The following is a 13726-nucleotide window of genomic DNA, read 5'->3' on the forward strand; positions in this document are numbered from 1 at the left end:
CCGTATGCGACGGTACCGGGATACCAGCTTCGGCGTCTGCCATGACAGCCATGGGACGCCCTGAAACGCCGCGGGGCCGTACCACTGTCGTGATCGGCCCCGCGGTACCACACACCTGGATCAGCCCCTGGCCGGCAGCGCCTCGGGCACGGCATCGATCAGCGGCGGCAGTTCGCTTTCGCGGCCATCCAGCGCCAGCTGCAGGCGGTTGCGGTCCAGCGCACCCTCCCAGCGCGAGACCACTACCGTGGCCACGGCATTGCCGATGAAGTTGGTCAGCGAGCGGCATTCGCTCATGAAGCGGTCCACACCCAGGATCAGCGCCATGCCAGCCACCGGCACTTCCGGCACCACCGCCAGGGTCGCGGCCAGGGTGATGAAGCCGGCGCCGGTAACGCCAGCGGCACCCTTGGAGCTGAGCATGGCGACCAGCAGCAGGGCGATCTGGTGGCCCAGGGTCAGTTCGGTGTTGGTGGCCTGGGCGATGAACAGCGCGGCCAGGGTCATGTAGATGTTGGTTCCGTCCAGGTTGAACGAATAGCCGGTCGGGACCACCAGGCCCACCACCGACTTGCTGCACCCGGCGCGTTCCATCTTCTCCATCAGCGACGGCAGCGCCGACTCCGACGAGGAGGTACCCAGCACCAGCAGCAGTTCGGCCTTCAGGTAACGCGCAAGCTTGAACACCGAGAAGCCACACAGGCGGCAGACCAGGCCCAGGATCACCGCCACGAACAGGAACGCGGTGAGGTAGAACGAGCCCACCAGCCAGGCCAGGTTGATCAGCGAGCCGACGCCGTACTTGCCGATGGTGAAGGCGATTGCGCCGAAGGCACCGATCGGGGCGGCCTTCATCAGGATGTGCACCAGCTTGAACACCGGGGCGACCAGCGCCTCCAGGAAGTTCACGATCGGCTTGCCCTTCTCGCCCACCGATGCCAGCGCGATGCCGAACAGCACGGCCACGAACAGCACCTGCAGGATGTTGCCATCGACGAACGCGCTGAGCAGCGTCTTCGGGATGATGTCCATCAGGAAGCCGACCAGGGTCAGGTCATGCGACTTCTCGACGTAGCTGTGCACCGCGGTCTGATCCAGCTCGGCCGGGTTGATGTTCATGCCGGCGCCGGGCTGCACCACGTGCGCCACGATCATGCCGACGATCAGTGCCAGCGTGGAGAAGAACAGGAAGTACGCCATCGCCTTGGCGAACACGCGGCCCACCGTGCGCAGGTGGGTCATGCCGGCGATGCCGGTGACGATGGTCAGGAAGATCACCGGCGCGATGATCATCTTCACCAGGTTGATGAAGGCATCGCCGAGCGGTTTCATCTTCTCGCCGATCAACGGCTCGTAGTGGCCGAGGATGGCGCCCAGGACGATCGCCACGATCACCTGGAAGTACAGCTGGCGATAGATCGGCAACGGCTTTGCAGGCACCGGTGCTGCGGTCGGGATGTGCATGGCGGACTCCGGAAGGGGCGTTTTCAGGCACGTACGGCCCCGGGACTGCACGGGAACCGTAACCGTGGAAACTGATCGCAGGCCCTGTGCTGCACGCGCAGGGGGTGCGACCAATGGACGCCTTTGTACGCGCCGGGCACGCTGGCGCAGATAACCTATTGGTACTAGCCCCCCGGTTCAGGTGGCCGCGATGCCTACACTGGCGCCGCACCGCCCGATCACGGGGAGGCCGGTGGCCCGGGCTGAACGGCCGGGCGCGTCATTGCGAAAGTTCCGGCCCTTGCGGCCGTTGTTGTCCTGTCCACACGCAATCTGAGAGAGCCGCACCTAATGCGCCCGATTCCCACCTTGCTGGCCCTGTCGCTGGCCGCGCTTCCCGCCTTCGCTTCGGCTGCCGATTTCGACAACTGGCCGACCAGGTACGCCTTCGGCGACGGCACCGAATTGGCCGCGACCGCCAACATCGCCTACGACTACAACGATTTTTCCTCGGGCAGCGGCCTTGAGGACGATGACGCCGTGCGCCGCAAGGAGTTCGGCGCGACGCTGAAGAAGAAGGGCGTCTACGACGCGATGGTCTACTACGACTTCCAGTCCGACACCTGGCTGGACGTGTTCGTGCGCTTCGAAAGCAAGGCCTTCTTCGGCCGCGACATCGGCCGCTTCCGCTTCGGCTACATGAAGACCCCGGTTGGCCTGGACGCGAACACGTCTTCGCGCGCCGGCAGCTTCCTGGAAACCGCACTGCCCGTGCAGGCCTTCTACGCCGGCCGCCGCACGGGTGTGGAATGGGTGCTGGAGCGCCCGCAGTACCTGCTGCAGGCTGGCGCCTATGGCGGCAAGGACCTGCAGGGTGACAACCCCGGCACCACCCAGGCCGTGCGTGCGGTGTGGACCCCGGTGAAGGCGCCGGGTGATGTAATCCACCTGGGCCTGGCCTACTCGCAGGAAAATCCGCGTGGCTACAGCGATGGCCGCGACGTGCACCACGAGGCCAGCGCGCGCCTGCGCGCACGCCCGGAGGCCGGCCTGACCGACATCCGCTATGTCGATTCCGGCGCGCTGGTCACCGCCGACCAGATCCGCCGCACCGGCCTGGAAGGCATCTGGATCCGCGGCCCGTTCTCGCTGCAGGCCGAAGCCCTGCGCGCCACGGTCACCCGTCATGACGGCAAGCCCGACTACACCGGCAGCGGCCAGTACGCGATGGCCAGCTGGGTGTTGACCGGCGAATCGCGCCCGTACAACGCAGGTGCCGTGGCCAACATCAAGCCGGCGCACGACTACGGCGCGGTGGAACTGGTGGCCCGCTACAGCCGCCTGGACCTCGACGATGGCAGCATCCTCGGTGGCCGCCAGCACGACCTGACCCTGGGCGCGAACTGGTACCTGACCAGCCACTTCAAGTTCCAGGCCAATTACGTGAAGGTCGACGCCAGCCGTCGTGGCGTGCACAGCACGCCGGAGATCTTCGAACTGCGCGCGCAGATGCACTTCTGACCCCTTCCACGTCAGATCCCGGCGGGCGTGCACGCCACGCCCGCCGGCCCTGCGTAGACTGCCGCCATGTACTGGCTCAGCCGCCACCGCATGCTGTTGCTGACCATCCTGGTGATGGTCGGTGGCACCGTGCTGTGCGCCGTCGCCGCCGGCCACTACGCCTGGCGGCGCGCCCTCGGCGAGGAAAGCAGCCAGGTGCAACGCCAGCTGCAGCTGTATGGACAGGGCCTGCAGCAGCGCATCGACCGCTTCGGCACGTTGCCGCAGGTGCTGGCACTGGATCCGGATCTTCTGCACGCCCTGCGCGTACCGCCCTCGCCTGCCGAACGGCAGCGGCTGAACCTCAAGCTGCAACGCGCCAATGAAGTTACCCGCGCCTCGACCCTGACCCTGGTGGGCCACGATGGCGTGGCAGTGGCAGCCAGCAACTGGGACCAGCCGACCACCAATGTCGGCGAGAACTACAGCTACCGCCCTTACTACCGCCAGGCACTGGCGCAGGGCCGCGGCCGCTTCTACGGCATCGGCATGACCACCGGCGTGCCCGGTTACTACCTGTCGCAGGCCATCGAGGAAGACGGCCAGCGGCTGGGCGTGGTGGTGATCAAGGTCGAGCTGTCGGCGCTGGAACAGGAATGGTTGAGCAGCCCCGATGTGGTGCTGGCCAGCGACGACCACGACGTGGTGTTCCTGGCCAACCGTGACAGCTGGCGCTACCGGTTGCTGCGGCCGCTGGGCGCCGACGAGCGCCGCGAGATGCTCGATGCCCGCCAGTACGCCGACCGCGCATTGCAACCACTGCGTGCGCGTACCGAAGACGTGCTGGCCGATGGCGGCCGCATGGTGCGCCTGCTGGACCCGACGTTGCCGCAGCCGATGCTGTGGCAGAGCCTGCCGCTACCCGCCGAAGGCTGGAACCTGCACCTGCTGCACGATGCCAGTGCAGCCACATCTGCCGGGCGCGCGGCCGCACTCACCGGCGGTGCCGCATGGCTGGCGCTGGGCTTCCTGGTGCTGTTCGTGCAGCAGCGCCGGCGCCTGGCCAAACACCGCCTGCGCAGCCGCCGCGAACTCGAAACCCTGCTCAAGCAGCATGCACAGGAACTGCGCACCGCACAGGATGGCCTGCTGCAGGCCGCAACCGACGCTGACAGCGGCCTCAGCCGCAGCCTGGCGCACCTGCCGCAGGGCGTGGTGGTGATCGACCGCGAGCTGCGGCTGGTGGCATGGAATGCGCGCTATCTGGAACTGTTCCGGTTCCCGGCAGACCTGGTTCGCGTCGGCCGCCCGATCGAGGAACTGTTCCGTTTCAATGCACGCCGTGGCCTGCTCGGTCCCGGCCCGGTGGACGAGGCCATCGAGCGTCGCCTGAACCACCTGCGCAGCGGTCGCCCGCACATGCGCGAAAGCGAGAAGGACGACGGCACGGTGCTGGAGATCCGTGGCAATCCGCTGCCCGACGGCGGTTTCGTCACCAGCTATGCCGACATCACCAGCTACAAGAACGCCGCGCGCGAACTGCGTTCGCTGGCCGATGCGCTGGAGCACCGCATCGCCGAGCGCACCCGTGACCTGGACGAAGCACGACGCGAAGCCGAACAGGCCAACCGCTACAAGACCCGCTTCGTCGCCTCGGCCGTGCACGACCTGCTGCAGCCACTCAACGCTGCACGCATGTTCGTCTCGGTGCTGCGCGGCAAGCTGAGTGACCCGGCGCAGCAACAGACCAGCGACCACATCGATGCTGCATTGGCCGCGCAGGATGCGATCCTCAACAGCCTGCTGGATATCGCGCGCCTGGAATCGGGCAGCCTGCCCACGCGCGTACAGGCGTTCCGGCTCGGGCCTTTGCTGCAGACGCTGGCACGCGAGTTCGGCATCGCCGCGCAGTCACGTGGGCTGGTGGTCGACTGGGTCGATACCGCTGCGGTGGTGGTCAGCGATGAAGCGTTGCTGCGCCGCATCCTGCAGAACTTCCTGTCCAACGCGCTGCGCTACAGCGAACGCGGCCGCGTGCTGCTGGGTTGCCGCCGCCGCGAAGGCCTGCTGTGGATCGAAGTGCACGACCAGGGCCCGGGTATTCCGGATGCGCTGCAGGGCGAGATCTTCGAGGAGTTCCGCCGCCTTCACGACGGCCAGCAGCGCGGCGCTGGCCTTGGCCTGGCGATCGTCGATCGCATCGGTCGTCTGCTCGGCCATCCGATCCGCCTGCGCTCGCAGCTGGGCCAGGGCAGCGTGTTCGCGGTGGGCGTACCGTTCGGCGACGCCAGTGCGATTCCTGCTACGGCACCTGCGCCGGTGCTGGTGCAGGAACCGGCCGCGGACAATCCGCTGCGCGGGCGCCGGGTGTGGGTGATCGATGATGATCCGCACGTCTGCGCCGCCAGCCGGGCGCTGCTGGAACGCTGGGGCTGCGAGGTGATGCTGGCCGATGGCCCGCAGGCCGCGTTGCAGCTGGCAGCGACAGGCGCGGTACCGGAGCTGGTGCTGCTGGATGTGCGCATGGGCGATCACCACGGACCGGTGCTTTACGAGACGCTGGCGGAACTATGGCAGGCTCGCCCTCCGGTGGTGCTGGTCACTGCCGAGCGCGATGCGGGATTGCGTGAGATGGCCGCCGAGCGAGGCTGGGGGATGATGGCCAAGCCGGTGAAGCCGCCGGCGCTGCGGGCGCTGATGAGTCAGTTGCTGATCCGGCATCGCGGGTAGTTTCCAGCCAACGGCGCAGCCCCTCGTGGGTGGTGTCTGGTTGGTCGTGGAAAGCAAAAGCCGTGGGTGGGCCGGTCGGGCTGGGTGCGCGGGGGACGCCGTGAATCCGTCCCTGGAGCAACTGTGTTGATGGAGGAGCTTGGCCCCTCCATGAGACGGGCACGGTAGTGCCGGCCGCTGGCCGGCAGCCTTTGGTCTTGCGCCCTGCCTGGCCTTAGGCTGGGACCAACCCGTTTTCAGCGTCGCGCACCCGGGCGTTGAGGATCACCAGCATCTTCCGCATCACCGCCACGATGGCTACTTTTCCTTCTTTGCCTCGGGCTCGCAGCGACTGGTAGAAATCGCGCAGTTGAGGTTCATGCCGCATGGCCGACATGCTGGCCATGTAGAGCACCTGGCGGATCTCGGCTCTGCCGCCATGGATGCTGCGTTTCCCTCGCATGGTTCCGCTGTCGTGGGACATCGGAGCCACACCGACGAGGCTGGCGATGGCCTTGCCGCTGATCTTTCCCAACTCGGGAAGATAGCTTGCCAATACCGCCTGCAGGCCAGGGCCAACGCCCTTCATCGACTTCAGGACAGCCAGTTGAGGCTGCTGGGTAACCTGCTCGGCAATTTGCTTTCCCAGACGTTCAACCAGCGTCTGCAAGCGGGTGATGTTGGCCTGCAGTAGCCGGCGCAATTCACGATCACCGACCATTTCCAGCTGCTGCCGCGCGATGGTCAGCGCGTGCATCGCCTGTCGACGTGCCCGCACGAATTCCCGCATTTTCTGCTGCCAAGGCTCCAGCGGTTGGTAGGCCGGAAGTTTCACCAAGGCCGCCATCTGCGCCAATGCATAGGCATCCAACCGGTCGGTCTTGGCCATCTGCCCCATCCCCTGAGCCAGCCTGCGGGCCCGCAGGGCATTGGCGCGGACCACCGGATGGCCCACTGCGTGCAGAAAATCCAGCACCGGTCGTTCGTAGCCGCCGGTGGCTTCCAGCACGATCTGGCTGACCGGACGCTTCTTCAGCCAAACATCCAATTCAGAAAAGCCGGAGCGGTTATTGCAGACCTGCAGGGTCTCTCCGTCCGTCGTGCCGACATCCAGTTGGCGCTTGCTGACATCAATCCCGATCCCGTTCATCACCGGACTCCGTATAGTCTGGAAGGGTCGAGAGCTCCCCCGCTTGCCCAGTCTTATCACTGCGAGTGTCAGCTCCAGCAACTGTTCGGGCGGATCAAGGGAGATTCCGGCGTGGGCGCCAAGCTCCAAGGCGATCGTCGAGATCCAGGCTTACACGGCGGCCCACGCCGGCTCTCGGCACCTACGCTGCCAGATTTCCATCAGATAAGGCTTGGCAGCCGCATCCATGCGGCTGACACCCCCGCGCACCCAACCCGACCGGCCCGCTCGCAGCTTCTGCTTTCAGCGACCAACCCAAACCCACCCACGAGGGGCTGCGCCGTTGGCCGGAAACTACAACCCGATGCCGGCGTCGCCCTCGGGCTCCAGTGCCTTCACCAGCACCGCTGCCTGCGTTCGGCTATGGCACTCGAGTTTCTTCAGGATCGCGGTGACATGCACCTTCACCGTGTTCTCGGCCAGGCCCAACGTATAGGCGATCTGCTTGTTCAGCAGGCCATCGGCCAGGCACAGCAGCACGCGGAACTGCTGCGGGGTCAGCTGCGCCAGGCGGCTGGCCAGCAGTGCATCGGCCTCCGAACGCTCGGCGGCCATCGCCGGGAACCACAGGCCACCATCGAGCACCGCCTGCACGGCCTCGCCGATGGTCTCGGCCGGCGCCGACTTCGGGATGAACCCGGCGGCGCCGAACTGCTGCGCGCGGCGAATCACCCGCGGATGGTCGTTGGACGAGAGGATCACCACCGGGATGTCCGGATGCGAGCCACGCACGTGCAGCAGCGCGGAAAAACCGTGCGCGCCTGGCATGGTCAGGTCGAGCAGCACCAGGTCCACATCCGGATGTGCGTCGAGTGCTTCGGCCAAGGCCTCGGCGCTGGCGACCTCGCGCACCTGCGCCAGCGGCAGGCTCTGCCGCAATGACTGCACCACCGCCGAACGCAGCAGCGGGTGGTCATCGGCGATCAGGATGGTGTATTCGCTCATGCGGCCATTGTACGGGCAGGCCGGAGCCTCAGCGCCCTGCCGGCTCCACGCTGCTGCGCCAGGCATCGAGGAACTGGCGGCGCTTGAGCGCGTCCAGATACACCAGCAGGCCCGGACCCAGCTGGATCGGGCGGCGGCTGCGGCCCGGCGCATCATCGCCGCGCGCGTTGCCGGTCACGATCGGCATCAGCCGTGCCTCGCGCGACAGCACCTGCTGGCCGCGTGGCGACAGCAGGTAGTCGAGGAAGCGCCGGGCTTCTTCCGGGTGCGGGCCGGTGCGCGGAATCACTGCGGTGCGCAGCACCACCAGCGTGTAGTCCTCGGGCTCCACAATGCCCAGCGGTGCGCCGGCATCAACGCGCGCCTGCGCGTAGGAGCCGAGCACGTTGTAGACCAGCGACAGCTGTCCGCTGGCCACCTTGTCCAGCAGCACGCCGGTGCGCTCCTCGCGCACCACGTCGTTGTCGCCCAGCGCGCCCAGCAACGCACCGGCGATGCTGCCACGCTGCGCATCCTGGGTAGACAGCAGGTAGCCGACGCTGCTGCGCTCGATGTCATAGGTGCCGACCCTGCCGCGTAGCGGTGCTCCCTCGGCGCGCAGCCGGTCCAGCAGCTGCCGACGCGTGTGCGGCACCTTCGCGGCCGGCAGCATGCGGGTGTTGTAGACCATCACCACCGGCTCGTAGCTGATGCCGAAGGCCTCGTTGCGCCACTGTGCCCAGGCCGGCAGTGCAGCGGTCTGCGCCGAACGGTGTGGCAGCGCGTGGCCATCGTTGACCAGCTTGGTCTGCAGATCCATGCCGCTGGAGATCAGCAGGTCCGGCGATGCCGGCCCGCCGCGGTCGTGCAGGTAACGCGCGTACAGGTCCTGGGTGATGATGTCCTCGTACACCACCTCGGTGCCGGGATGCAGGCGCTGGTAATCGGCGATCACCACCGCGAACACTTCGATGTCGGTGGTGCCGTGAATGCGCAGCTGCGCAGTGGCCTTTGCCTGGGCCGGGAAACGGCGTACGTCGCCGGGCGCGGCCAGTACCGGCAGGGCCAGCAGCAAGGCAACGGCAGCAGCGAACAGGCGGATCATGGACTGCTCCGTGGCAGGCGGATGGTGGCGATCAGCCCGCCCTGCGGGCGGTTGCTGAGGTCGATGCGGCCGCCATGGCTGTCGACCACGCGCTTGACGATGGCCAGGCCCAGCCCGGCGCCGCCGGACGGCGCGCCTTCGCCACGGGCGAAGCGCTCGAACACGCGTTCGGCATCAGCGGGGGCGATGCCTGCGCCATGGTCGGCAATGGTCAGCACCGCCTGACCGCCTTCCACGGTCAGCGCGATCTGCAACGGGCCCTCGCCGCCGTACTTCAGTGCGTTGTCGACCAGGTTCTTGATCGCCTCGCGCAGCAGCAGCGCGTCGCCGTGCACCTGCACCGGCTCGGCGGTCATCGCCAGCTGCACGCGCGGTACCGGTCCGGCCTGCGGCAGGGCTTCATGCAAGGCCTGGTGCACGGTCTCGGCCAGGTCCACCGCTGCAAAGCGCTGCAGGTGCGAACGATGGATCACGCTGGCATCGCTGAGCAGCTGGTTGAGCAGGCGGCTCATATGGGTGGCATTGCGCTCGATCGCCTGCAGGCTGCGCCGCATGTCTTCCGGATCGTCATCATCCAGCGCCAGCTGTGCCTGCGCGCGCAGCGCCGCCAGCGGCGTACGCATCTGATGCGCGGCCTCGGCCATGAACGCGCGCAGCGTCTCGTTGCTGCTGGACAGGCGCTCCATGAAGCGGTTCAGCGCCGCCACCATCTGGTCCATCTCACGCGGTACGCGCGCGTCGAGGGGCTTCAGGTCGGACGGTTCGCGGCGCGACAGCTCGCGCTCCACCCGCACCAGCGGCCGGAACGCACGGTGCACCCCGAAGGCCACCAGCGCCAGCAGCAGGCCGGACAGCACGCCAATCGCCAGCAGCGCGCGATTGACCATGTCCTGCGCCACGGCTTCGCGGGCACGCCGGGTCTGGCCCACCTGCACCTGCACCTCGCCCTGCGCCGAGGCCGCGGCGAAACTGCGGCCGACCACCACGAAGCGCACCGTTTCGCCGCTGTAGGCGGCGTCGAACAGCTGCGGTTGCGTGCCCGGACGGCGCGGCGGCGACGGCAGATCGCCATAACCTGTGATCAGGTTGCCGCGGCTGTCGGCCACCCGATAGAACACGCGGTCTTCCGGGGCCATCGCCAGCAGGTCCAGCGCGGCATAGGGCAGATCGACCTGCCACTGGCCGTCGACCAGCGCCACCGAATCGGCGATGGACAGCGCCGAAGACACCAGCAGGTGATCGTAGGAACGGTTCGCCGCACGCTGGCCATAGTCGCGCGCGGCGAACAGCAGCGCCACCGCGAACACCGCCAGCAACGCACCGAGGTAGAGCAGCAGCGTGCGCCGCAGCGAACCTGGCGCCGCGTTCGCAGCGCGTACGTCAGCCATCGGCGTCGGCGCTGCCATCGCTGGCCTCCAGCAGGTAGCCGACACCGCGCACCGTGGTGATGCGCAGCGGTGCACCGGCCAGTTTCTTCCGCAGGCGACCGACGTACAGCTCGATGGCATTCGGGCCGGCTTCGTCGTCGAAGCCGAACAGGCCGTTGCCGATCTCGTCCTTGCCGACCACCTGACCGAGGCGGCCGACCAGAATCTCCAGCAGCCGGTACTCGCGGTTGGGTAGCTCGATAGGCTCGCCGTCGAGACTGACCCGATGCGCGGCATTATCGAACTGGAAGCCGCCGATCTGCACCACTTCGCTGGCCTGGCCTCGTGCACGACGCAGCAGCACGCGGCAGCGCGCTTCGAATTCGCGGAAATCGAACGGCTTGCCCAGGTAGTCGTCGGCGCCGACATCCAGCGCCTGCACGCGGTCTTCGATGCCATCGCGTGCGGTCAGCATCAGCACCGGCGTGCTGTCGCCACGCTCGCGCATGCCGGCCAGCACGCGCAGGCCATCGAGCTTGGGCAGGCCGATGTCCAGCACCACCAGGTCGAAGCTCTGGTAGCGCAGCACGCTGGCGGCGGCCAGGCCATCGGCCTGCCAGTCCACGGCGTGCCCACTGCGGCGCATGCGGCGGATGATCGCATCGGCCAGATCCGGGTTGTCTTCGACCAGCAGCAGGCGCATGGGCACGAGGGTGGGAGGGGAAACGAATGCTACCGCATGCCGCTGCCGCGCTCGCCGGGCCCTGCCAGGAAGCAGCAGCGAGCCGCCTTACGCTGCACCGCACAATCCGTTGACAGGACGATGACAGCTTGCCCGACCCAGACTGCGGCCGCGCACCGTCCGGTGCCCACGATTGCCGCGCGCCTGGCGCGCACCTGGGAGGGTTTGTGGAATTCACGTTTGCCTGGCGGCGTCCTGCCGCCATGATGGCGCTGGCTGTCCTGTCGGCGCCGGCCTTCGCTGCCGAAGACGACCGCCCGGTCACGGCCACCCTCGGTGGCCGCCTGCACCTGGACTTCGCTACCTTCGACAACGACAACCGCGGCACCCCGAACAAGGACGACACCGAAATCCGCCGCGCGTGGGTTGACGTATCCGGCAAGTTCTTCGTGGTCGACTACAAGCTGGAGGCCGATTTCTCCGGCGACCGCGTCGAGGCCAAGGACGTGTACCTGGCGCGCAGCTTCGGCAAGGCCGGCAAGCTCACCGTCGGCCAGTTCAAGCAGTACTTCTCGCTGGATGACCGTACCAGCTCCAACTACGGCAGCTTCCTGGAGCGCGGCAACGCCGGCACCACGCTGGCCCCGCTGTACCGGCTGGGCGCGTCGTGGCAGGCCAATCCGGGTGACTTCACCTGGGCCGCCAGCATCTACAGCCTGGAAAGCATCGATGCCTGGCAGGTGAAGGGCCGCGCCGCGGGTGGCCGCGTTACCTGGGCGCCCTCGCCCAGCGACGGCGACGTGCTGCACCTGGGCCTGTCGCTGGCCCGCGAGGCCTATGACAACCCCGGCGCGAACGGCGTTCCGGGCCTGAAGATCCGACCACGCCCGGCCGGCCACCTGTCCGATGAAAGCCGCCTGACCCTGGTCGACTTCTCCGCCGGCCGCGATACCGACGTCAACAAGTGGTCGCTGGAATACGCGCAGGTGCGCGGCCCGCTGTCGTGGCAGGGCGAGTTCAGTGGCGCCACCTTCGATGACGGTGCGCAGCGTGGCGACGTGATGGCCGCCTACGGCATGCTCAGCTGGTTCGTCACCGGCGAAAGCCGCGCATACGACCGCAAGACCGGCCGCTTTGCGCGGGTGAAGGACATCCGCCACAAGGCCGGTGCCTTCGAAGTAGCGCTGCGCTACGACCAGATGTGGGGTGCGCAGCACCTCGATGGCGCGCCAGACCTGCGCCGTGGCAGCACCGAAGCCTGGACGCTGGGTGGCAACTGGTACCTGCGCGACAACCTGCGCTTCATGCTCAACGTGATCGAAAGCCGCAACCGCGACCGCTTGGCCGGGGTGACGGTGGACCGCACGCGCGCGGTCACCGGACGCCTGCAGTACGACTTCTAAGCCCGGATTCCCGGGCATGCCGCCCGGGCCCCTTCCACTCCCCCACGTCCTGTATTCGCAAGGAGTCCGCAGATGATGCTGAGCATCCTCGGCTTTGGCATGGTCATTACGTTCATGTACTTGATCATGAGCAAACGCCTGTCGCCGCTCGTCGCCCTGATCACCATTCCCATCCTGTTCGCGCTGATCGGCGGCTTCGGCGCCGGCATCGACGAGATGATGCTGGAAGGCATCAAGAAGATCGCGCCGACCGGCGTGATGCTGATGTTCGCGATCCTCTACTTCGGGGTGATGATCGATGCCGGCCTGTTCGACCCGCTGGTGCGGGTGATCCTGCGCTTCGTCAAGGGCGATCCGATGAAGATCGTGCTCGGCACCGCGGTGCTGGCGATGCTGATCTCGCTTGATGGCGATGGCTCGACCACCTACATGATCACCGTCTCGGCGATGCTGCCGCTGTACCAGCGTCTCGGCATGAACGCGCTGAACATGACCTGCGTGACCATCCTGGCCGGCGGCGTGATGAACCTGACCCCGTGGGGCGGCCCGACCGCACGCGCGGCCACCGCGCTGCACGTGGACCCGGCCGATGTGTTCGTGCCGCTGATCCCGTCGATGGTGATCGCCTGCGCCGGCGTGCTGCTGCTGGCCTGGTACCTGGGCCTGAAGGAACGCCGTCGCCTGGGTGTTGTGACCCTGCCCAAGGGCGGCAGCTGGATGGACAACAGCGTGTCCGACGACAGCAACGCGCTGCCGACCGTGGAAGATGCCGAAGACATCAAGCGGCCGAAGCTGCTGTGGGTGAACCTGGCACTGACCGTGGCGCTGATGACCGCGCTGATCATCGGCGTGCTGCCGATGCCGGTGCTGTTCATGGTCGGCTTCGCCATCGCCCTGGTGATCAACTACCCGAACCTGGCCGAGCAGCGCCGCCGTGTGGTCAACCACGCCGGCAACGTGCTGTCGGTGGTGTCGCTGATCTTCGCCGCGGGCATCTTCACCGGCATCCTCAACAACACCGGCATGGTCGAAGCGATGTCGCACAGCTTCCTGGCGGTGATTCCGGAGTCGTGGGGCCCGTACCTGGCGGTGATCACGGCGGTGGCGTCGATGCCGTTCACCTTCTTCATGTCCAACGACGCGTTCTACTTCGGCGTGCTGCCGATCCTGTCCGAGGCGGCCAGCAACTACGGCATCACCCCGGTGGAAATGGCGCGCGCCTCGCTGGCCGGCCAGCCGGTGCACCTGCTCAGCCCGCTGGTGCCCTCCACCTACCTGCTGGTGGGCCTGGCCAAGGTCGAGTTCGCCGACCACCAGAAGTTCACCCTGAAGTGGGCCATCGCCATCTCGATGCTGCTGATGATCGGCAGCCTGCTGTTCGGCCTGTATCCCCTCGCCGCCTGA

Annotated in this window: 10 protein-coding genes; 4 read left to right on the forward strand and 6 right to left on the reverse strand. The window is 67.3% G+C overall.

Going from position 1 to position 13726, the window contains the following annotated elements; all coding sequences use genetic code 11:
• Positions 1-120 precede the first annotated feature (120 nt).
• Positions 121-1464, reverse strand: a complete 1344-nt coding sequence (locus GOC52_RS17060) for a dicarboxylate/amino acid:cation symporter (RefSeq protein WP_010480813.1) — start codon at positions 1462-1464, stop codon at positions 121-123.
• A 330-nt stretch (positions 1465-1794) separates the two neighbouring features.
• On the opposite strand from GOC52_RS17060, the gene GOC52_RS17065 reads away from it, so the two are divergent.
• Together GOC52_RS17065 and GOC52_RS17070 are read left to right on the forward strand one after the other, a co-directional pair.
• Complete coding sequence (locus tag GOC52_RS17065; protein WP_043400155.1) at positions 1795-2964, forward strand: OprO/OprP family phosphate-selective porin; 1170 nt, start codon at positions 1795-1797, stop codon at positions 2962-2964.
• A gap of 66 nt (positions 2965-3030) precedes the next feature.
• Positions 3031-5673: a hybrid sensor histidine kinase/response regulator gene (locus GOC52_RS17070; protein ID WP_049453603.1), complete on the forward strand. Its 2643-nt coding sequence runs from the start codon at positions 3031-3033 to the stop codon at positions 5671-5673.
• A gap of 214 nt (positions 5674-5887) precedes the next feature.
• Here GOC52_RS17070 and GOC52_RS17075 read toward each other — a convergent pair whose 3' ends face one another.
• From GOC52_RS17075 to GOC52_RS17095, 5 genes are all read right to left on the reverse strand, one after another.
• The gene (locus GOC52_RS17075) at positions 5888-6802 is read right to left on the reverse strand and encodes an IS110 family RNA-guided transposase (protein ID WP_010480741.1); all 915 of its coding nucleotides are present in this window, start codon (positions 6800-6802) and stop codon (positions 5888-5890) included.
• 333 nt (positions 6803-7135) lie between these two features.
• Positions 7136-7786, reverse strand: coding sequence for a response regulator (locus GOC52_RS17080; protein WP_005414428.1), 651 nt, complete (start codon positions 7784-7786; stop codon positions 7136-7138).
• Between the two features lie 28 nt (positions 7787-7814).
• Positions 7815-8870 carry an ABC transporter substrate-binding protein gene (locus GOC52_RS17085; RefSeq protein WP_010480822.1) on the reverse strand — a complete coding sequence of 352 codons (1056 nt, stop codon included), beginning with the start codon at positions 8868-8870 and terminating at the stop codon, positions 7815-7817.
• Positions 8867-10258, reverse strand: coding sequence for a sensor histidine kinase (locus GOC52_RS17090; RefSeq protein WP_191851473.1), 1392 nt, complete (start codon positions 10256-10258; stop codon positions 8867-8869). Before GOC52_RS17090 ends, GOC52_RS17085 begins: the two co-directional genes overlap by 4 nt.
• Entirely contained in the window at positions 10251-10940 is a 690-nt protein-coding gene (locus GOC52_RS17095) for a response regulator transcription factor (protein WP_019662067.1), read from the reverse strand. Before GOC52_RS17095 ends, GOC52_RS17090 begins: the two co-directional genes overlap by 8 nt.
• A 242-nt stretch (positions 10941-11182) precedes the next feature.
• Between GOC52_RS17095 and GOC52_RS17100 the strand changes: the two genes are divergently transcribed.
• Both GOC52_RS17100 and GOC52_RS17105 read left to right on the forward strand, forming a co-directional pair.
• Positions 11183-12322: an OprO/OprP family phosphate-selective porin gene (locus GOC52_RS17100; protein ID WP_191851475.1), complete on the forward strand. Its 1140-nt coding sequence runs from the start codon at positions 11183-11185 to the stop codon at positions 12320-12322.
• Positions 12323-12397: 75 nt separating this feature from the next.
• Positions 12398-13726 (forward strand): CitMHS family transporter, encoded by a 1329-nt coding sequence (locus GOC52_RS17105; RefSeq protein ID WP_049411738.1) that lies wholly within the window; start codon positions 12398-12400, stop codon positions 13724-13726.

It is taken from the genome of Stenotrophomonas sp. SXG-1, from assembly GCF_014083965.1.
Lineage (GTDB): Bacteria > Pseudomonadota > Gammaproteobacteria > Xanthomonadales > Xanthomonadaceae > Stenotrophomonas > Stenotrophomonas geniculata.